Here is a 20289-nt window from a genome sequence, read left to right as displayed (position 1 = left end):
CCCTCTCCGCGGCCACCCCCTCCGCCACCCCCTCCCGCAGCGCTCCCTCTCGCCTTGGGTGGGTTCGGGGGGGGTTGAGGGGGGTGTGTTGGTGCGGGTGGGGTGGGGTGGGGTTGGGGAGTTGGGTGGGGCTGGGGAGTTGGGCTGGGGGGTTTTGGTTTTGGGTGTGGAAACGCCGCCCGGCTCTGCTGAGCCGGGCGGCGGTTCTTGTTCGGGTCAGGCCTTGCGGAGTTGGAAGGCCAGGCCGAGGGACTCGTCGGTGAAGGTGTCGGAGGTCCAGTCGGCGGCGCCGGCGGCGAAGTCGGTCGCGAGGACCTCGTCGGCGACGAGGGGGCCGTGTTCGGCGATGGCCTCGGCGGTCTCCTCGGAGGTGGCGCGCCAGCGGAGGACGATGCGGTCGGCGACGTCCAGGCCGGAGTTCTTCCGGGCCTCCTGGATCTGGCGGATGGCGTCGCGGGCGATGCCGAGCCGCTTGAGCTCCGGGGTGATGGCCAGGTCGAGGGCGACGGTGGCACCGGACTCGTTGGCGACGGCCCAGCCCTCGCGCGGGGTCTCGGTGATGATCACCTCGTCGGGGGAGAGGGTGATCGTCTCGCCGTCGTGCTGGACGCTGGTCTGGCCGGTGGCGCGCAGTTCGGTGGCGAGGTGGGCGGCGTCGGCGGCGGCGACGGCCTTGGCGACGTCCTGGACGCCCTTGCCGAAGCGCTTGCCCAGGGCGCGGAAGTTGGCCTTGGCGGTGGTGTCGACGAGGGAGCCGCCGACCTCGGCGAGGGACTCCAGGGTGGAGACGTTGAGCTCCTCGGCGATCTGCGCGCGCAGATCGGCGGGCAGTTCCTCCCAGCCCTGGGCGGCGATCAGCGCGCGGGACAGCGGCTGGCGGGTCTTCACACCGGACTCGGCGCGGGTGGCGCGGCCGAGTTCGACCAGGCGGCGGACCAGTGCCATGTGGCGGGAGAGCGCCTGGTCGACCAGGGTCTCGTCCGCTTCGGGCCAGGTGGCCAGGTGGACGGAGGCGGGGGCGGTCTCGTCGATCGGGACCACCAGGTCCTGCCAGACCCGCTCGGTGATGAACGGGGTGAGCGGGGCCATCAGACGGGTGACGGTCTCCAGCGCCTCGTGCAGGGTGGCGAGTGCGGCGGCGTCGCCCTGCCAGAAGCGGCGGCGGCCGCGGCGGACGTACCAGTTGGACAGGTCGTCGACGAACGCGGACAGCAGCTTGCCGGCGCGCTGGGTGTCGTAGGCCTCGAATGCCGCGTCGACCTCGCGGACCAGGGTGTTCAGCTCGGAGAGCACCCAGCGGTCCAGGACCGGACGGTCGGCGGGGGCCGGGTCGCCCGCGGAGGGGGCCCAGTCGGCGGTGCGGGCGTACAGGGCCTGGAAGGCGACGGTGTTCCAGTAGGTGAGGAGGGTCTTGCGGACCACCTCCTGGATCGTGCCGTGGCCGACCCGGCGGGCCGACCAGGGCGAGCCGCCGGCCGCCATGAACCAGCGGACCGCGTCGGCGCCGTGCTGGTCCATCAGCGGGATCGGCTGCAGGATGTTGCCCAGGTGCTTGGACATCTTGCGGCCGTCCTCGGCCAGGATGTGGCCCAGGCAGACGACGTTCTCGTAGCTGTTCTTGTCGAACACCAGGGTGCCGACGGCCATCAGCGTGTAGAACCAGCCGCGGGTCTGGTCGATCGCCTCGGAGATGAACTGCGCCGGGTAGCGCTTCTCGAACAGCTCCTTGTTCTGGTACGGGTAGCCGTACTGGGCGAAGGGCATCGAGCCCGAGTCGTACCAGGCGTCGATGACCTCGGGCACGCGGGTGGCGGTGCCGCCGCAGTCGCGGCAGGCGAAGGTCACCTCGTCGATGAACGGGCGGTGCGGGTCGAGGCCGCTCTGGTCGATGCCGGTGAGCTCGGACAGCTCGGCCAGCGAGCCGACGCAGGTGAGGTGGCCCTCCTCGCAGCGCCAGATCGGCAGCGGGGTGCCCCAGTACCGGTTGCGGCTGAGCGCCCAGTCGATGTTGTTGTTCAGCCAGTCGCCGAAACGGCCGTGCTTGACCGTCTCCGGGAACCAGTTGGTGGCCTCGTTCTCCCGGATCAGCGCGTCCTTGACGGCGGTGGTCCGGATGTACCAGGACGGCTGCGCGTAGTAGAGCAGCGCGGTGTGGCAGCGCCAGCAGTGCGGGTAGCTGTGCTCGTAGGCGACGTGGCGGAAGAGCAGGCCGCGCTCCTTGAGGTCCGCGACCAGGGCCTCGTCGGCCTTCTTGAAGAACTGGCCGCCGACCAGCGGGACCTCGGGGGCGAAGGTGCCGTCGGCGAGCACCGGGTTGACCACCGGCAGGCCGTACTTGCGGCAGGTCGTGAGGTCGTCCGCACCGAAGGCGGGGGCCTGGTGGACGATGCCGGTGCCGTCCTCGGTGGTGACGTAGTCGGCGTTGAGGACGAAGTGGGCGCCCTCGATGTCGACCAGCTCGAACGGGCGCCGGTAGCCCCAGCGCTCCATCTCGGCACCGGTGAAGGACTCGCCGGTGGTCTCCCAGCCCTCGCCGAGCGCCTTGGCGACCAGCGGCTCGGCGACGACGACCTGCTCGGTGCCGTCGGTGGCCACCACGTAGGTGACGTCCGGGTGCACGGCGACGGCGGTGTTGGAGACCAGGGTCCACGGGGTGGTGGTCCAGGCGAGCAGCGCGGCGCGGCCGGCGAGCGGGCCGCTGGTGAGCGGGAACCTCACGTAGACCGAGGGGTCGACGACCGTCTCGTAGCCCTGGGCCAGCTCGTGGTCGGACAGGCCGGTGCCGCAGCGCGGGCACCAGGGGGCGACCCGGTGGTCCTGGACCAGCAGGCCCTTGTCGAAGATCTGCTGGAGCGACCACCACACGGACTGGACGTAGGACGGGTCCATCGTGCGGTAGGCCTCGTCGAGGTCGACCCAGTACCCCATGCGGGTGGTCAGCTCGGCGAAGGCGTCGGTGTGGCGGGTCACCGAGTCGCGGCACTTGGCGTTGAACTCGGCGATGCCGTAGGCCTCGATGTCCTGCTTGCCGGAGAAGCCGAGCTCCTTCTCGACGGCCAGCTCGACCGGCAGGCCGTGGCAGTCCCAGCCGGCCTTGCGGGCGACGTGGTAGCCCTTCATGGTCCGGTACCGGGGGAAGACGTCCTTGAAGACGCGGGCCTCGATGTGGTGCGCACCGGGCATGCCGTTGGCGGTCGGCGGGCCCTCGTAGAACACCCACTCGGGACGGCCCTCGGACTGCTCCAGACTGCGCTGGAAGACCTTGTTGTCCTGCCAGAAGGACAGGATCTGGTGTTCCAGGGCGGGGAGATCCACCTGTGCGGGGACGGGGTTGTAGGTGCTCATCGCGGGTGTCTACCTCCGGCGGATGCTGGGACTGAATCCTCCGGAGGGACGAGACGGCCTTCGCCGACCCGCGGTACCACCCTCCTTGGCCGCGGTGGTGCGGTGCGGCCCTCTTGTTTGGGGTTGCTGCCGGGTCTAGTGGGCCGCCGTGGAGGTGGCCGTTCTTCCGGCGGCTCCGGGGTGATCTTCCCGCCGCGCACACCCCCGGGCTCGCACCGTCCCCGGGTCGCTGGTGGCTGCGTACGTCGGTACTCGTCCCATCTGCGCCTTGCAGGCCCAGTGTATCGGCTGCCGCAAGTCGGTTTCGTCCGGCGCGGGGTGCGCGGGACGCGCCGAACGGCTGCTCGCGGGTGCTCCCGGGGGCGCGCCGCGGGGTGGTTAGGAGGGGGTGTTCTGGGCACAAGTCTGGTCAGCGCGAGGGGCGTGGCGGTTGGGGCGGCTGCCTGGGTGGGATCATGGTGAGGCGTCGGTATGTCATGTTGTGACCGGTTTTGATCGGGATTATCGTTCCGGCACTGGAAGCCGCCGGGAACCGGCGGCTCGATTCGTTCGTAGATGGGGTCGAAGCCATGGCTGAGAAGGCAACCGGCGCGGGTACCGCCACCAAGCGGGCACGCAAGGCCGTGGCGGCCGATCCAGGGGAGGGGACCGTGACCACTACCGCACGGCAGAACACCAGCACCGACACCGTCACCGTGCTGCGCGGCGCAGAATCCGTGGACCCGGCCACGCTGCCGGTCCGTCCGGGCGAGGAGCCGTGGACCTCGGAGGAGGTCCACGAGCTGCACAACGAACTGATCAGCGAGCTGGAGCGGCTGCAGAACGAGATCGGCGCCGCCGAGGCCGCCATCTCCGGCCTGATGCGCGACTCCAACGACGGAGCCGGCGACGACCAGGTGGACGCCGGCACCAAGAACATCTCGCGGGAGAGCGAGCTCGCCCTCGCCAACAACGCCAGGGACAGCCTCGCCCAGATCGAGCGCGCCCTGGAGCGGCTGGAGGGCGTCGGCTTCGGCGTCTGCGAGTCCTGCGGACAGGCCATCGGCAAGGCCCGGATGCAGGCCTTCCCGCGGGCCACGCTCTGCGTGCAGTGCAAGGCCAAGCAGGAACGCCGCTGAACCGCCCGACCGGCGCGGCGCGGGGGGTCGGGCTTGCCGTACGCTCGACCCCGTAACGTCGCCTGAACGTCGCCCGACGCCCCCGTGACGGGGAGCGACCGGTGTCGTCACCGGCCCACCACCCTCCCCCACCTCCGGCCGGGGGAGCTCCATCGGCAGCGGAGCGGATCATCAGTACGCAAGGTTCTCCCCAGACCCGGGACGACGCCGTCCCTGCCCCCGCCGAAGCCGTGGAGGTGGCCGTGGCCGAGCCTGCAGAGCCCGCGGAGTCCGCCGAACCGGCGGCCACGGACGGCGCCACGGCGGTGGAGAAGGGCAAGGGGCCGCGGCGGATCGGCGTCCTGCTGGTCGTCGCCGTGCTCGCGTTCCTCATCGACCTCGGCAGCAAGCTGCTGGTCGTCGCCCGGCTGGAGAACCACGCGGCGATCAAGGTCGTCGGCGACGTCGTGACCTTCCAGGTGATCCGCAACTCCGGGGCCGCGTTCGGCATGGGCCAGGCGCTCACCGTCGTCTTCACCATGATCGCCTCGGCCGTCATCGTCGTGATCTGGCGCATCGCCCGGCGGCTGTACAGCCTGTCGTGGGCGATCGCGCTCGGGCTGCTGCTGGGCGGGGCCCTCGGCAACCTCACCGACCGGCTGTTCCGCGCGCCCGGCGTCTTCCGCGGGCACGTCGTGGACTTCATCTCCGTGCAGCACTTCGCGGTCTTCAACCTCGCGGACTCGGCGATCGTGTGCGGCGGGATCCTGGTCGTCCTGCTGTCGTTCCGCGGGAGCAACCCGGACGGGACCGTGCACCAGCAGGCGGAGAAGCCGGCGAAGTAGCGGCGCGACCGGGCGGCCGGGAGGGACGGGCGGAAGGTGGCGGCCGCCTTTCCGGCATACTCGTACGGGTGAGTACCGCAGCGCAGATCCGCAGCCTCCCCGTACCCGACGGCCTGGAGGGCGAGCGACTCGACGCCGCCCTCGCCCGGATGTTCGGCTTCTCCCGGACCAAGGCCGCCGAGTTGGCCGCCGACGGCAAGGTGACGCTCGACGGCGCCCAGGCCGGCAAGTCGGACCGGGTGACCGCCGGCTCCTGGCTGGAGGTCGAGATCCCCGCCCCCGCGGCCCCGGTGCAGGTCGTCGCCGAGCCGGTCGACGGCATGCGGATCGTCCACGAGGACGACGACATCGTGCTCGTCGACAAGCCCGTCGGCGTCGCCGCCCACCCCAGCCCCGGCTGGACCGGCACCACCGTCATCGGCGGCCTCGCCGCGGCCGGCTTCCGGATCTCCACGTCCGGTGCGGCCGAGCGCCAGGGCATCGTCCACCGGCTCGACGTCGGCACCTCGGGCCTGATGGTCGTGGCGAAGTCGGAGCGCGCGTACACCGACCTCAAGCGCCAGTTCCACGACCGCATCACCGAGAAGCGCTACCACACGCTCGTCCAGGGCCACCCGGACCCGATGAGCGGCACGGTCGACGCGCCGATCGGGCGCCACCCCAGCTCGGACTGGAAGTGGGCGGTGACGCGCGAGGGCAAGCCGTCCGTCACGCACTACGACCTCATCGAGGCGTACCGGGCCGCGTCGCTGCTCGACATCAAGCTGGAGACCGGCCGCACCCACCAGATCCGCGTGCACATGTCCGCGCTGCGCCACCCGTGCGTCGGCGACCTCACCTACGGCGCCGACCCGACGCTCGCCAAGCGGCTCGGGCTGACCCGGCAGTGGCTGCACGCCGTCTCGCTCGGGTTCGAGCACCCGGCGGACGGGCAGTGGGTCGAGTTCTCCAGCGAGTACCCGGCGGACCTGCGCAAGGCGCTCGACATCATCGCGTCGGAGAGCTGAGATGACGGCGGCCGCGGGGATCCGCGTCGCGGAGGGCGACGCGGACCTGGAGCTCGTGCGGGCGGTCCGGCGCGAGGTGTTCGTCGTCGAGCAGAACGTGCCGGAGGAGCTGGAGTACGACGAGTACGACGCCACCTCGGTGCACGTGCTCGCGGTCGCGGCGGACGGCACCGCGCTCGGCACCGGTCGGCTGATCCACGGGGACGCCGCGCTGGAGCTCACCGGTGGGCGCGCCGGGCGGGTGCTGCTGGGGCGGCTCGCGGTGGTGAAGGCCGCCCGGGGGACCGGGCTCGGGGCCTCGCTGGTGCGGGCGATCGAGGCCGCGGGGATCGCCCGTGGGGCCGTGGAGCTGGAGCTGCACGCGCAGGTGCAGGCGCTCGGGTTCTACGAGCGGCTGGGGTACGCGGCGGAGGGGCCGGTGTACGACGACGCCGGGATCCCGCACCGGACGATGACGCGAGTGCTGTAGGCCCCGCGATCCCCCCGCGCCCCGGAAGGGGTGCGGGGGGATTCGTCGTTCAGGGGGTCGTGCGGAGGCGCGGGAGGGCTTCGGGGTGTTCGTCGCGTAGGTACGCGATGAGGTGTTCGCGGATGTCGAAGCGGAGTTGGGCGGCGTCGTCGGGGGTGCGGGCGGTCATCGTGGCGCGGACGACGATGGTGCTGGGGGTGGCGTCGGTGACGTTGAGGGCCCACTCGGTGCCGTCCCACAGGGGGTGGGTCTCCAGGCGGGTGTGCAGGGCCCCGCGCAGGGCGTCGACCGGGGTGGTGTGGTCGAGGTGGAGCAGGACCGCGGCGAGCAGGCCGGGGTCGCGGCGGGTCCAGTTCTCGAACGGCTTGTTGACGAAGTAGGAGACCGGCACGATCAGGCGCCGGTGGTCCCAGAGCCGCACCACCAGGTAGGAGAGCGTGATCTCCTCGACCGTGCCCTGCTGGCCGTCCACCACCACGGTGTCGCCGATCCGGACCGTGTCGCCGAAGGCGATCTGCAGGCCGGCGAAGAAGTTGCCCAGGGCGCTCTGGGCGGCGATGCCCGCGACGATGCCGATGATGCCGGCGGAGGCCAGCAGGCCGGCGCCGATCGTGCGCATCGCGGAGAACGTCAGCAGCATCACGGCGACCGTCACGATGACGATGCCGGCGCTCACCGCGCGGCGCAGCATGCTGATCTGGGTGTGCACGCGCTGCCTGCGGGCGGGGTCCTCGGTGACGGTCTCGTACCGGCCGAGCAGCGCCTCCAGGAGGGCCGCCACGACGCGGACGGTCAGCCAGCCGAGGGAGGCGAGGAGGAAGAGCAGGAGCAGGTGGTGCGCGCCTTCGTCGTTCTTCAGGTGGAAGATCCGCTTGAGCGGGCTCGCCGCGAGCAACAGGGCGGTGATGACGGTGAGTTGGAGGGGGATCCGGCACCTGCGGAGCAGTGGCCAGACCGGGGCCCCGGGGTTGCGGGCGGCGATGCGCTGGAGGGCCTGGTCGACGATCCAGCCGGTCGCGAGGGTGGCGACGATGGTGGCGAGCAGGGTGATCAGCGGCCGGAACACGGGCACCTCGCCGAGGGGACTGGGGTCGGGTGAGCCGTACGATACCCGGGCATAGCGGACTGGAAGCGGGTGAAACGGGCGGGGGCCGGGGCGGTGGCTTTATCGGACGCCTACTCGTGCGGCCGTTACGATCAACGGCCATGGAGTTCGGTGGCGCGTGGCGTCGGTGGCGCGGCCGCGGTGCGGTGACGCGGCGGAGACTGATGGCCGGTGCGGTGGCCCTGGTGGCCGTCGCGGGGATCGGCACGGCGGCGGTGGCGTCCGGCGGGGAGCAGCCGGTCCACCAGGAGGATCGTTTTCTCAGCATGCCGGAGACGCCCGGCAGCCCTCAGCAGGTGCAGCTGGACACCTCGTTCTTCACGACGGGCTCCACCCCGCGCCCGGCGGTCCTGCTCGCCCACGGCTTCGGCGGCTCCAAGGAGGGCGAGCACGACCGGGCCGAGCAGCTGGCCCGGCAGGGGTACGCGGTGCTGACCTGGTCGGCGCGCGGCTTCGGGCACTCGGGCGGGAAGATCGGGCTCAACGCGCCCGACCGCGAGGTCGAGGACGTCAAGCACCTGGTGGACTGGCTGGCCCAGCGGCCCGAGGTGCAGCTGGACGGGCCCGGCGACCCGCGGGTGGGCATCACCGGTGCCTCCTACGGCGGCGCGGTCTCGCTGCTGGCGTCCGCGTACGACCACCGGATCGACGCCGTGGCCACCCAGATCACGTGGTGGAACCTGGCCGACGCGCTGTTCCCGCAGGGCGTGCAGGGGTCGGGCGCGGCGGACGGGGTGTTTAAGAAGCTGTGGGCCGGGATCTTCTTCACGACCGGCGCCGCCGGCGACCTCGGGCCGTCCGGGGGCTCGCCGCGCGAGGGCGGCCGGCCGGCGGGCGGCGACGGCGGGCCGGTCGGGTGCGGGCGCTTCCTGGAGTCGCTCTGCCGGATGTACGACCGGGTCGCCACGAGCGGGCACGCGGACGCGGACGCCGTCGCGCTGCTGGACAAGTCGAGCCCGTCCTCGGTGGCCGGGCAGCTCAAGGTGCCGACGCTGGTCGTGCAGGGGCAGCAGGACTCGCTGTTCCCGCTGGACCAGGGGGACCGGATCGCGCAGGCGGTGGCGGCCAACGGCGCGCCCGTCTCGGTGGACTGGTTCGCCGGCGGGCACGACGGGGGCACCGACACGAGCGCCCGGGTGGACGACCGGGTGACGGCCTGGTTCGACCACTACCTGCGGGGGCGGGGGAACGACACGGGCCCGGCGTTCCGGGTGACCCGGACCGGCGGGGTCGACTCGACCGGGTTCCAGGCCGTGCTGCGCGGCGCCACGGCGGACGCGTACCCCGGGCTCGGCGGTACCGGCTCGCGGTCGGTGGACCTGACCGGCGGTGAGAAGACGCTCGCCAACCCGCCGGGCGGCGCTCCGCCGGGGATCTCGACGCTGCCGGGGATCGGGGCGCTCAGCCAGGCGGCCTCGCTGGGGGCCGGTCTGGCGCTGGACTTCCCCGGGCAGAACGCGGCCTTCGAGTCGGCGCCGCTGGACGGGCCGCTGCACCTGACCGGACAGCCGACCGTGCCCGTCCGGGTGCAGGCGGACCGGCCGGAGGCGGTGCTGTTCGCGAAGCTGTACGACGTCGGGCCGGACGGCAAGGCCCAGCTGCCGCAGCAACTCGCCGCGCCGCTGCGGGTCACCGGCGCGGACGCCGGGCGGACCGTCACGGTGGCGCTGCCCGCCGTCGACCACACGTTCCCGGCGGGGCACCGGCTGCGGCTCGTGCTGGCGAGCACCGACCTCGCGTACGCCTCGCCCGCCGAACCGGCCACCTACCGGGTGGCGGTCGCGGGGGCGCTGGCCGTGCCGACCGTCGGGCAGCTCGTCACCGAGTCGACGCCGCTGCCCGCGCGGACCTGGATGCTCCCGGTGGCCGCCGTCGTGGTGGCCCTCGGTCTGGTGCTGGCGCCCCGGCTGCGGCGGCGCGCGCGGGGGGCCGGCGGGCCCGCGTACGACCCGGCGCTCGGCGGGGTGCCGCTGCAGATCACCGGGCTCGGCAAGCGCTACAAGGGCTCGGCGGACCGGTACGCCGTACGGGACCTGGGCTTCCGGGTCGAGCAGGGGCAGGTGCTCGGGCTGCTCGGGCCGAACGGCGCGGGCAAGACCACGACGCTGCGGATGCTGATGGGCCTGATCCGGCCGGACGCGGGCGAGATCCGCGTCTTCGGCCACCTCGTGCGGCCCGGCGCGCCGGTGCTCTCGCGGGTCGGCGCGTTCGTCGAGGGCGCGGGCTTCCTGCCGCACCTCACCGGGCGGGCCAACCTGCGGCTGTACTGGCAGGCCACCGGGCGTCCGGAGGAGGACGCGCACCTCGCCGAGGCGCTGGAGATCGCCGGGCTCGGCGAGGCGCTCGACCGCGCGGTGCGCACGTACTCGCAGGGCATGCGGCAGCGGCTCGCGATCGCCCAGGCCATGCTCGGGATGCCGGACCTGCTGATCCTCGACGAGCCGACCAACGGGCTCGACCCGCCGCAGATCCGCGAGATGCGCGAGGTCATGATCCGGTACGCGGCCGGCGGGCGGACCGTCATCGTCTCCAGCCACCTGCTCTCCGAGGTCGAGCAGAGCTGCACGGACCTCGTGGTCATGGACCGCGGGCGGCTCGTGACGGCCGGCGCCGTCGGCGACATCGTCGGGGCCGGGGAACTGCTGATGATCGGGGTGGCGCCGTCGTTCGCGCCGGAGACGGTCGTCGAGAAGGTGGGCGAGCTGGCCGGGGTCGGCTCGGCCGAGGCCGTGGAGGGCGGACTGCTGGTGCGGCTGGACGGGATGGCGGCGAGCGAGCTGGTCGCCGAGCTGGTGCGCCTCGGCGTGCCGGTGGAGAGCGCCGGGCCGCAGCGGCGGCTGGAGGACGCGTTCCTGTCGTTGATCGGAGGTGCGGCGTGAGCGGCGTCGTTTCGGCGGACCACGCCGAGGGGTACCGGGCGGGGCGGACGCTGCCGCTGCGGGTCGAGATCGTCCGGCAGCTGCGGAGGCGGCGGACGCTGGTGATCGGCGGGGTGCTGGCGGCGCTGCCGTTCATCGTCCTGGCGGCCTTCCAGGTCGGCGGCACCCCCGGGCGCCAGGACCGGACCACGTTCATCGAGCTGGCCACCGCGTCCGGGGCCAACTTCGCGACCACGATGCTGTTCATGGGCACCGGGTTCATGCTCGTGATCCCGGTCGCGCTGTTCTGCGGGGACACCGTCGCCTCGGAGGCCAGCTGGTCCTCGCTGCGCTACCTGCTGGCCGCGCCGGTGCCGCGGGCGCGACTGCTGGCGCGCAAGTTCGTGGTGGGGATGCTGTTCTCGGCGGTCGCGGTGGTCATGCTGCCGGCGATCGGGCTGGTCGTGGGGACGGCCGCGTACGGCTGGGGGGACCTCAAGCTCCCCGCCGGGGCCAGCCTGCCGGCCGCCGACGCGCTGCCGCGCCTCGCCGTCGCGGTGGCCTTCGTGTTCCTGAGCGAGCTCGTGATCGGGGCGCTGGCCTTCTGGCTCTCGACGGCCACCGACGCGCCGCTCGGCGCGGTCGGCGGCGCGGTGTTCGCGTCGATCATCACCGGGGTGCTGGACGCCGTCACGGCGCTCGGGAGCCTGCGGGAGTGGCTGCCGGCGCACTGGCAGTACGCCTGGGCGGACGCGCTGCAGCCGCAGCTGGAGTGGGGCGGCATGGTGCAGGGCGTCTCGCTGTCGCTGTCGTACGCGGCGGTGCTGCTCGCGCTCGCGTTCCGCGGGTTCGCCCGGAAGGACGTGGTCTCGTAGCGGTCTCGTAGCGGGGCGGGTCCGTCCGGGGCGATGAGGGATCATGGGTGGGTAGCCGACCTCTCCCGAAGGACCCCCGCCGTGGCCCAGATCGTCCTCTTCCACTCCGCCTACGGGCTGCGCCCCGCCGTCCACGCCGCCGCCGAGCGGCTGCGCGGCGCCGGGCACACCGTCCACACGCCGGACCTGTTCGACGGGCGGACCTTCGACGACATCGAGGCCGGGCTGGCGTACCAGGAGGAGCTCGGCGGGAGCGACGAGCTGCTGCGGCGGGCGGTGACCGCGGTCGCCCCGCTCGCGGACGGCGGGCTGGTCTACGCCGGGTTCTCGCTCGGCGGCTCGCTCGCGCAGAACCTGGCGCTGGCCGACGAGAAGGCGCGCGGCCTGCTGCTCCTGCACGGCACGTCGGACCTGTGGGAGGACGCGGCCACCGACATCCCGGTGCAGCTGCACGTCGCCGAGCCGGACCCGTTCGAGACCGAGGACTGGCTGAACGCCTGGTACCTGCAGATGCGCAAGGCCGGGGCGGACGTCGAGGTGCACCGCTACCGCGGCGCCGGGCACCTGTTCACCGACGCGGAACTGGCGGACTACGACGCCGAGGCGGCCGAGCGCGCGTGGGCCGTCGCGCTGGACTTCCTCGCGGAGTGCGACCACTGAGCGGGTACGCGGGGACGCCGCTGGCGCGCAAGCTCGGCATCCGGACGGGGGACGAGCTGCTCCTGGTGGACGCGCCGACGGGTTTCGCGGTGCCGGACCTGCCGGAGGGCGTCACGGCAGCCGCCGGATCGTTCGACGTCTGCGTGTGGTTCCCGGCCGGGCGCGCCGCCTACGAGACCGGGCTGCCCGGCCTGCGGGCGCTGATGCGGCCGGCGGCGGGGCTGTGGGTGGCGTGGCCGAAGAAGTCCTCGGGGGTGGTGAGCGATCTGGACGAGAACGGGGTGCGGGAGGTCGCGCTGCCGACCGGGCTGGTGGACAACAAGGTGTGCGCGATCGACGAGGTGTGGTCCGGGCTGCGGCTGGTGATCCGGCGGGAGCTGAGGGGACGTGACTGAGCGGAGATACGAGTACGCGCCGGCGGGGACGCTGCCGGGGCTCCTGCAGCGGGGGCGCGGGCTGGGTGCGCTGATGGCGGCGGAGGACCCGGCGGCCGCCGCCGGGCTGGTGTACGGGTGCCTCCGGTGGGAGTGGCGCTGGGACCGGCAGGCCGACGAGCGGGCGCTCTACCTGGCGCGGCTGGTACGGGACTTGGCGCTGCCGCTCGGGCCGGTGGCCGAGCTGCCGGCGGGGGACGCCCGCGCGTGGGCGGACGAGGTGCTGGAGCTGCCGGCGGGCGGGCCCGTCCGGCGGGACGGGCACGGTGATCACGGGCGGGGCGAGGATTCCCGTCCGCTGCCGGTGCTGCTGGAGGAGCTGGAGCGGTGCTGGGTGGAGCGGACCTGGTGCGGGCCGGCCGCGCTCGCGCGGGGGCTGGCGCGGTTCGGGCCGGAGGCGGGCGGGGCGGCGTCGCTGCTGCGGCGGTTCTGGCTGTGGACGCCGCACTCCTCCGAGCGGCCGGCGTACCTGGAGGCGCTCGCCGCGGTGGCGCCCGCGGGGCTCGACGAGGCGTACGTGGAGAGCCTCTGGGACTGTGAATCCGGTGCCAGGCTGTTGGGGGTCCGACACGCTCCGGAACGGCCCGAGGTGGGGGAGCGCCTGGTCGCTCTGCGCGACGATCCGCTGGAGGAGACGGCCGTGCGGGACGCCGCCGCGGTGCGGCTCGGCGGGGGCGGGGCGGGCTAGAGTAGACGCGTGAACGCGTGAGGGATGGTCCGGACCCCGGGAGGTGGTTCGGACCACATCTGTTTCCAGGGAACCCCTGTGACCTGCGCGTTCGCCGGCCCACCACAAAGCCCAGAGCCTCTGGAGGCCCCGCCTTGAGCGATCAGCCGTTCGCGCACCTGCACGTCCACACCGAGTACTCGATGCTGGACGGCGCCGCCCGGTTGAAGCAGATGTTCAAGGAGGTCGAGCGGCTGGGGCAGACCCACGTCGCGATGACCGACCACGGGAACATGTACGGCGCCGCCGAGTTCCACAAGCAGGCCACCGCGGCCGGGATCACCCCGGTGATCGGCATCGAGGCGTACGTCGCGCCCGAGTCCCGGTCCAACACCAAGCGCGTCCTGTGGGGACAGCCGCACCAGAAGAAGGACGACGTCTCCGCGTCCGGCGCCTACACCCACAAGACCATCTGGGCCCGCGACAAGGAGGGCCTGCACAACCTCTTCAAGCTGACCTCGCGCTCCTACGCCGAGGGCTGGCTCGTGAAGTGGCCCCGCATGGACAAGGAGCTGATCTCCGAGCTGTCCGGCGGCCTGATGGCCACCACCGGCTGCCCGTCCGGCGAGGTGCAGACCCGGCTGCGGCTCGGGCAGTTCGACGAGGCGGTCAGGTCCGCGGCCGACTACCAGGACATCTTCGGCAAGGAGAACTACTTCCTGGAGCTGATGGACCACGGCCTGGACATCGAGAAGCGGGTCCGCGACGGGCTGCTGGAGATCAGCAGGAAGCTGAACATCCCGCCGGTCGTCACCAACGACTCCCACTACACCACCGAGGCCGACGCCGGCGCGCACGACCTCCTGCTCTGCGTGCAGACCGGCAAGAACCTCTCCGACCCGGACCGCTTCCGGTTCGACGGCACCGGCTACTACATCAAGTCCGCGGCCGAGATGTACGCCCTGGACTCCTCGGACGCCTGGCAGGAGGGCTGCCGCAACAGCCAGCTCCTGGTCGCCTCGCGGGTCGACACCGAGGGCATGTTCACGTTCAAGAACCTCATGCCGCGCTTCCCGATCCCGGACGGCTTCGAGTCCGAGGCGGACTTCTTCAAGTCCAAGGTCTGGGAGGGCATGGACTGGCGCTTCCCGGGCGGGTACGACGAGGAGCACAAGAAGCTCGCCGAGTACGAGATGGACACCATCATCCAGATGGGGTTCCCGGCGTACTTCCTCGTGGTCGCCGACTTCATCATGTGGGCCAAGAGCCAGGGCATCGCGGTGGGCCCCGGCCGCGGTTCGGCGGCCGGTTCGCTGGTCGCCTACGCGATGGGCATCACCGACCTCGACCCCATCCCGCACGGCCTGATCTTCGAGCGCTTCCTCAACCCCGAGCGCATCTCCATGCCCGACGTCGACATCGACTTCGACGAGCGCCGGCGCGGTGACGTCATCCGCTACGTGACCGAGAAGTGGGGATCCGACAAGGTCGCCATGATCGTCACGTACGGCACCATCAAGGCGAAGGCCGCCATCAAGGACTCCTCGCGCGTCCTCGGCTACCCGTACGCGATGGGCGACCGGATCACCAAGGCGATGCCGCCGGACGTCATGGGCAAGGGCATCCCGCTGTCGGGGATCACCGATTCGAGCCACCCGCGCTACGGCGAGGCCGGCGAGATCCGCGGCCTGTACGAGACCGACCCGGACGTGAAGAAGGTCATCGACACCGCGCGCGGCATCGAGGGCCTGATCCGCCAGCCCGGCGTGCACGCGGCCGGCGTCATCATGTCCGCCGAGCCGCTGACCGACCACATCCCGGTCTGGACCCGGCACACCGACGGCGTCACCATCACGCAGTTCGACTACCCCACCTGCGAGGGCCTCGGCCTTCTGAAGATGGACTTCCTCGGCCTGCGCAACCTGACGATCATGGACGACGCCGTCAAGGCGATCGAGAAGAACAAGGGCGAGAAGATCGAGCTGCTCAAGCTGCCGCTCGACGACAAGCCGACCTACGAGCTGCTGGCGCGCGGCGACACGCTCGGCGTCTTCCAGCTCGACGGCGGGCCGATGCGCTCGCTGCTGCGCCTGATGAAGCCCGACAACTTCGAGGACATCTCCGCCGTTCTCGCGCTGTACCGGCCCGGCCCGATGGGCGTCAACTCCCACACGAACTACGCGCTCCGCAAGAACGGGCAGCAGGAGATCACCCCGATCCACCCGGAGCTGGAGAAGCCCCTGGAGGAGGTGCTCCGGCCGACGTACGGCCTGATCGTCTACCAGGAGCAGGTGCAGAAGGCCGCGCAGATCCTCGCCGGGTACTCGCTCGGCCAGGCAGACCTGCTGCGCCGTGCGATGGGCAAGAAGAAGAAGGAGATCCTGGAGGCGGAGTTCGTCCCCTTCCAGAAGGGCTGTCGCGAGCGCGGCTACTCCGACGCGGCCATCCAGGCGGTGTGGGACGTCCTCGTCCCCTTCTCCGGCTACGCGTTCAACAAAGCGCACACCGCCGGGTACGGGCTCGTCTCGTACTGGACGGCCTACCTGAAGGCCAACTACCCGGCCGAGTACATGTCCGGCCTGCTGACCTCGGTGAAGGACGACAAGGACAAGTCCGCCGTCTACCTGAACGAGTGCCGCAAGATGGGCATCCAGGTGCTGCCGCCGGACGTCAACGAGTCGGACTCGGACTTCACGCCGCACGGCAGCGACACCGTCCGGTTCGGGCTGACCGCCATCCGCAACGTCGGCGGGCCGGTGGTCGACTCGATGATCCGCACCAGGAAGGCGAAGGGGAAGTTCGTCTCCTTCCCGGACTTCCTGGACAAGGTGGAGTCGGTGGTCTGCAACAAGCGGACCGTCGAATCACTGATCAAGGCGGGCTCGTTCGACTCGCTCGGGCACACCCGCAAGGGCCTCAGCGCGCAGTTCGAGCCGATGATCGACAACGTCGTCGGGGTCAAGCGCAAGGAGGCCGAGGGGCAGTTCGACCTCTTCGGCGGCGACGCGACCGCGGACGAGCCGAGCTTCGGACTGGACGTCACCTTCTCCGACGAGGAGTGGGACAAGGCCTTCCTGCTCACCCAGGAACGGGAGATGCTCGGCCTGTACGTCTCCTCGCACCCGCTGCACGGCATCGAGCACGTGCTCGCGGACAAGGCGGACTGCGCGGTGGCGGACCTCGCGGAGCGGCCGGACGGGACGATCGTCACCATCGGCGGCATCATCTCGGGCCTCCAGCGGAAGATGACCAAGCAGGGCAACGCGTGGGCGATCGCCACCGTCGAGGACCTGGCCGGCTCGATCGACTGCATGTTCTTCCCGGCGAGCTACCAGCTGGTCTCCTCCCAACTCGTCGAGGACGCCGTGGTGTTCGTGCGCGGCAAGCTGGACAAGCGGGAGGACGTGCCGCGGCTGATGGGGATGGAGCTGGCCGTCCCCGACCTGTCCAACGCGCACGCCGAGGCGCCGATCGTCATCAACATCCCGAGCGTGAAGGTGACGCCGCCGCTGGTGGCCCGGCTCGGTGAGGTGCTGAGCAGCCACCGGGGGACGACGGAGGTGCGGTTGCGCCTGGAGGGCGCTCGGTCGACGACGGTGCTGCGGCTCGACCGGCACCGGGTGAAGTCGGATCCGGCGTTGTTCGGGGACCTGAAGCAGCTGCTCGGGCCGAGCTGTCTGGCGGGCTGAGAGCACTTCGGGGAGCGGGGAGCGGGGAGCTGTGGGCCTGCGGGTGACGGGAGTTGCCTGGCTGGTCGCGCAGTTCCCCGCGCCCCTTTCGGGGCGCGGGGATTGAAGGGGGTAGAGGGAGCGTGGGATTGAGGGGGAGTTGAAGGCCGGGATCCTCAGACGGTGCCGCCGAGGCCCGGGGGGACCGAGGTGTGGAGGGCCGAGACGAAGGCGGAGATCGCCGGGTGGGAGCCGGCGCCGGCCCGGAAGGCGGCGCGGGTGCGGCGGTACATGGGCAGGCGGGTGAGGACGACGCCGGGCGGGGGCGCGGCGGTGCCCAGGTGGGGGACGAGGGCGACGCCCTGGCCGGCGGCGACCAGGGCCAGGACGGTCGTGAAGTCGTCGATCTGGTGCCGGACCCGCGGCGCGAAGCCGGCGGCCTCGCAGGCGCGCACGGCCATGCTGTGGCAGAGCGTGCCGCGCGGGGCCAGGATCCAGGGCGCGGAGCGCTGCTCGGCCACCGTGCCCGGGGCACGCGCGGCCAGGTACATCGGCTCGGTGAACACCGGGCGGGTCACCGCGAGGCCGGGCTCGGCGTCGGCCGGGACGAGGTCGTACTCGTGGACCAGGGCGACGTCGAGCTCGCCCGCGCGCAGCGCCGCGCCGACGCCCGCCGGGTCGACCTCGGTGACCATCGGCTCCAGGCCCGGGTGCCAGCCGGCCAGTTCGGCGAGGACGGCCGGGATGATCGCGCGGGCCGCCGAGGGGTAGGTGCCGATCCGCAGCGGTCCGGCCAGGCCCCGGCGGGCGTGGGCGAGTTCGGCGTCCGCCTGCTCCAGCCGGGCCAGCACCGCCTCGGCGTGCCGGACCAGGCCCAGTGCGGCCGGGGTGAGGGCGACCCGGCGGCCGGTGCGCTCCAGCAGCGGGACGCCGGCCTCCTTCTCCAGGACGGACAGCTGCTGGGACACCGCCGAAGGGCTGAAGGAGAGCGCCTCGGCGACGGCGGCGATGGTGCCGAGGTGGGCCAGTTCGCGCAGCAGGCGCAGGCGTCGGACGTCGAGCATCGGCTCAGCTTACGAGAAGCGTCGGAAATGTGAACTGGACCTGGGTGATCGGCGCGGCGCAGGATCGGTCGCATGGAACTCGCGGGTATCTACGTCCCCCTGATCACTCCCTTCGCCGCCGACGGCTCCGTCGCGCTGGACGCCCTGGAGAAGATCGCGCACGAGGTGCTCGACGCTGGTGCGGCCGGGCTGGTCGCCCTCGGTACGACCGGCGAGCCCGCCGCGCTGAGCGCCGAGGAGCGGCGGGCGGTGATCGACGCGTGCGCCGCCGTGTGTGCCGCGCGCGGCGCGCAGCTGATCGTCGGCGCGCACGGCGGCGACACCCGGGCCACGGCGGAGGCGCTGGCCGAGCTCGGAGCCCGGGTGCCGCGGGCCGCGGCCGCGCTCGTCACCGTCCCGGCGTTCCTGCGGCCGGGCGAGGCGGGGACGGTGGCGCACTTCCGGGCGCTCGCGGAGGCGAGCCCGCTGCCGCTGGTCGTCTACCACATCCCGTACCGGACCGGACAGCAGCTGTCGGCCGCCGCGCTGCGCGAACTCGCCGCGCTGGACGGCGTGGTGGGCGTCAAGTACGCGACCGGCGGGCTGGACCAGGCGGCGGTCGAGCTGCTCGCCGCCGGTCCCGAGGGGTTCGCGGTGCTCTCCGGGGAGGACGCCTTCGTGTCGTCGATGCTGGCCCTCGGCGCGGCCGGCGGCATCCTCGCCGCCGCCCACCTGGCGACCGGCCGCTTCGTCGAGCTGGCCGAGGCCTGGCGGGCCGGGGACGTGGAGCGCGCCCGCGCGCTCGGGCACCGCCTGACCGGGCTGGCGCTGGCCGTCTTCGCCGAGCCGAACCCGACCGTGGTGAAGGGCGTCCTGCACGCGCAGGGCCGGATCCCCACCCCGGACGTGCGGCTGCCGCTGCTGCCGGCCGGGCGGGCGCAGGTGGACGCGGCGCTCGCTCTCGCGAGTGGTCTGGACCACTAGACCGGGCCCCAGCCCTCTCTCACACCGTGGAATACCGGGTCGCCCTCGCCGCGTGACAAGGCATGATGGGCAGAGTGCGGCTGTGAAAGCACCATGCAGAGGAGTCAGTCGGAATGAAGATCGGTATTGTCGGGGCCACCGGCCAGGTCGGCGGCGTGGTCCGCGAGATCCTGGCGGAGCGCAACTTTCCGGTGGAGCAGCTGCGGCTGTTCGCCTCGGCCCGCTCGGCCGGCCGCACGCTGCCGTGGCAGAGCACCGAGGTCACCGTCGAGGACGCGGCCACGGCCGACTACAGCGGCCTGGACATCGTGATCTTCTCGGCCGGCGGCAGCACCTCCAAGGCCCTCGCCCCCAAGGTCGCCGCGGCCGGCGCGGTCGTCATCGACAACTCCTCCGCCTGGCGCCGCGACCCCGAGGTCCCGCTGGTCGTCTCCGAGGTCAACCCGGAGGCCGTCGCCGACCGGCCCAAGGGCATCATCGCCAACCCGAACTGCACCACCATGGCCGCCATGCCCGTGTTGCGCCCGCTGCACGAGGAGGCCGGGCTCGCCGCCCTCGTCGTCTCCACCTACCAGGCCGTGTCCGGCAGCGGCGTGGCCGGCGTGGCCGAGCTGCAGGACCAGGCCGCCAAGGTCGTCGACGGCGCCTCGGCGCTCGCCCACGACGGCTCGGCCGTCGAGTTCCCCGAGCCCAAGGTCTACCAGCGGCCGATCGCGTTCAACGTGGTGCCGCTCGCCGGCTCCATCGTCGACGACGGCTCCAACGAGACCGACGAGGAGCAGAAGCTCCGCCACGAGAGCCGCAAGATCCTCGGCATCCCCGAGCTCAAGGTGGCCGGCACCTGCGTGCGCGTCCCGGTCTTCTCCGGCCACTCGCTGCAGATCAACGCCCGCTTCGAGCGTCCGATCAGCCCCGAGCGGGCCGCCGAGCTGCTCGCCGCCGCCCCGGGTGTCGAGCTGTCCGACATCCCCACCCCGCTCCAGGCCGCCGGTCGGGACCCGAGCTACGTCGGCCGCATCCGGGCCGACGAGACGGTGGAGCACGGGCTGTCGCTGTTCGTCTCCAACGACAACCTGCGCAAGGGCGCCGCGCTCAACGCCGTCCAGCTGGCCGAGCTGGTCGCCGCCGAGCTGAAGGGCTGAGACCCGGGCGAGCCGAAGGGCCGGGACGCCTGCGAGCCGTAGGGCCGGGACCCCGAAAGCGCAGCCCGCGTGACGTTTGGCGGGCCCCGT

Annotated in this window: 15 protein-coding genes; 12 read left to right on the top strand and 3 right to left on the bottom strand. The window is 72.4% G+C overall.

The genetic code is table 11. The annotated features are described in order from the left end of the window. Positions 1 to 216: 216 nt before the first annotated feature. A complete protein-coding gene (ileS, locus tag ACFXDE_RS10660) occupies positions 217 to 3345 on the bottom strand; it encodes an isoleucine--tRNA ligase (protein ID WP_380492868.1) in 3129 nt (1042 codons plus the stop codon). Positions 3346 to 3995: 650 nt separating this feature from the next. Between ileS and ACFXDE_RS10655 the strand changes: the two genes are divergently transcribed. The 4 genes from ACFXDE_RS10655 (at position 3996) to ACFXDE_RS10640 (ending at position 6763) form a co-directional block, all read left to right on the top strand. Further along, a complete protein-coding gene (locus ACFXDE_RS10655; protein ID WP_380440596.1) occupies positions 3996 to 4463 on the top strand; it encodes a TraR/DksA family transcriptional regulator in 468 nt (155 codons plus the stop codon). 167 nt (positions 4464 to 4630) lie between these two features. Beyond that, a complete protein-coding gene (gene lspA, locus ACFXDE_RS10650; protein ID WP_380492884.1) occupies positions 4631 to 5287 on the top strand; it encodes a signal peptidase II in 657 nt (218 codons plus the stop codon). A 68-nt stretch (positions 5288 to 5355) separates the two neighbouring features. Beyond that, positions 5356 to 6294 (top strand): RluA family pseudouridine synthase, encoded by a 939-nt coding sequence (locus ACFXDE_RS10645; protein ID WP_380440594.1) that lies wholly within the window; start codon positions 5356 to 5358, stop codon positions 6292 to 6294. Position 6295: 1 nt separating this feature from the next. Continuing rightward, on the top strand, positions 6296 to 6763 hold the full coding sequence (locus tag ACFXDE_RS10640; protein ID WP_380492865.1) for a GNAT family N-acetyltransferase: 468 nt from the start codon (positions 6296 to 6298) through the stop codon (positions 6761 to 6763). A 49-nt stretch (positions 6764 to 6812) separates the two neighbouring features. On the opposite strand, the gene ACFXDE_RS10635 is transcribed toward ACFXDE_RS10640, so the two are convergent. After that, positions 6813 to 7835 (bottom strand): mechanosensitive ion channel family protein, encoded by a 1023-nt coding sequence (locus ACFXDE_RS10635; protein WP_380492863.1) that lies wholly within the window; start codon positions 7833 to 7835, stop codon positions 6813 to 6815. Positions 7836 to 8032: 197 nt separating this feature from the next. Between ACFXDE_RS10635 and ACFXDE_RS10630 the strand changes: the two genes are divergently transcribed. The 6 genes from ACFXDE_RS10630 to dnaE all read left to right on the top strand — a co-directional run bounded on the left by ACFXDE_RS10630 (position 8033) and on the right by dnaE (position 17051). Further along, positions 8033 to 10747, top strand: a complete 2715-nt coding sequence (locus ACFXDE_RS10630; RefSeq protein ID WP_380492861.1) for an alpha/beta fold hydrolase — start codon at positions 8033 to 8035, stop codon at positions 10745 to 10747. Further along, complete coding sequence (locus ACFXDE_RS10625; protein WP_380440586.1) at positions 10744 to 11601, top strand: ABC transporter permease; 858 nt, start codon at positions 10744 to 10746, stop codon at positions 11599 to 11601. Before ACFXDE_RS10630 ends, ACFXDE_RS10625 begins: the two co-directional genes overlap by 4 nt. A gap of 33 nt (positions 11602 to 11634) precedes the next feature. Further along, positions 11635 to 12261 carry a dienelactone hydrolase family protein gene (locus ACFXDE_RS10620; RefSeq protein ID WP_380492858.1) on the top strand — a complete coding sequence of 209 codons (627 nt, stop codon included), beginning with the start codon at positions 11635 to 11637 and terminating at the stop codon, positions 12259 to 12261. Continuing rightward, entirely contained in the window at positions 12249 to 12656 is a 408-nt protein-coding gene (locus ACFXDE_RS10615) for a DUF3052 domain-containing protein (protein ID WP_380492856.1), read from the top strand. Before ACFXDE_RS10620 ends, ACFXDE_RS10615 begins: the two co-directional genes overlap by 13 nt. Further along, complete coding sequence (locus ACFXDE_RS10610) at positions 12649 to 13383, top strand: hypothetical protein (RefSeq protein WP_380492854.1); 735 nt, start codon at positions 12649 to 12651, stop codon at positions 13381 to 13383. Before ACFXDE_RS10615 ends, ACFXDE_RS10610 begins: the two co-directional genes overlap by 8 nt. A 134-nt stretch (positions 13384 to 13517) precedes the next feature. Then, on the top strand, positions 13518 to 17051 hold the full coding sequence (dnaE, locus tag ACFXDE_RS10605; RefSeq protein ID WP_380440578.1) for a DNA polymerase III subunit alpha: 3534 nt from the start codon (positions 13518 to 13520) through the stop codon (positions 17049 to 17051). Positions 17052 to 17206: 155 nt separating this feature from the next. On the opposite strand, the gene ACFXDE_RS10600 is transcribed toward dnaE, so the two are convergent. Continuing rightward, positions 17207 to 18094 (bottom strand): LysR substrate-binding domain-containing protein, encoded by an 888-nt coding sequence (locus ACFXDE_RS10600; protein WP_380492852.1) that lies wholly within the window; start codon positions 18092 to 18094, stop codon positions 17207 to 17209. Positions 18095 to 18166: 72 nt separating this feature from the next. Between ACFXDE_RS10600 and ACFXDE_RS10595 the strand changes: the two genes are divergently transcribed. After that, a complete protein-coding gene (locus ACFXDE_RS10595; protein ID WP_380492850.1) occupies positions 18167 to 19057 on the top strand; it encodes a dihydrodipicolinate synthase family protein in 891 nt (296 codons plus the stop codon). A 113-nt stretch (positions 19058 to 19170) separates the two neighbouring features. Further along, a complete protein-coding gene (locus ACFXDE_RS10590; protein ID WP_380492848.1) occupies positions 19171 to 20199 on the top strand; it encodes an aspartate-semialdehyde dehydrogenase in 1029 nt (342 codons plus the stop codon). Positions 20200 to 20289: the final 90 nt, after the last annotated feature.

The organism is Kitasatospora sp. NPDC059408 (assembly GCF_042751525.1).
GTDB lineage: Bacteria > Actinomycetota > Actinomycetes > Streptomycetales > Streptomycetaceae > Kitasatospora.
The sequence above is the reverse complement of the archived record's forward strand: the minus strand, read 5'-3'. Positions and strand labels throughout refer to the sequence as shown.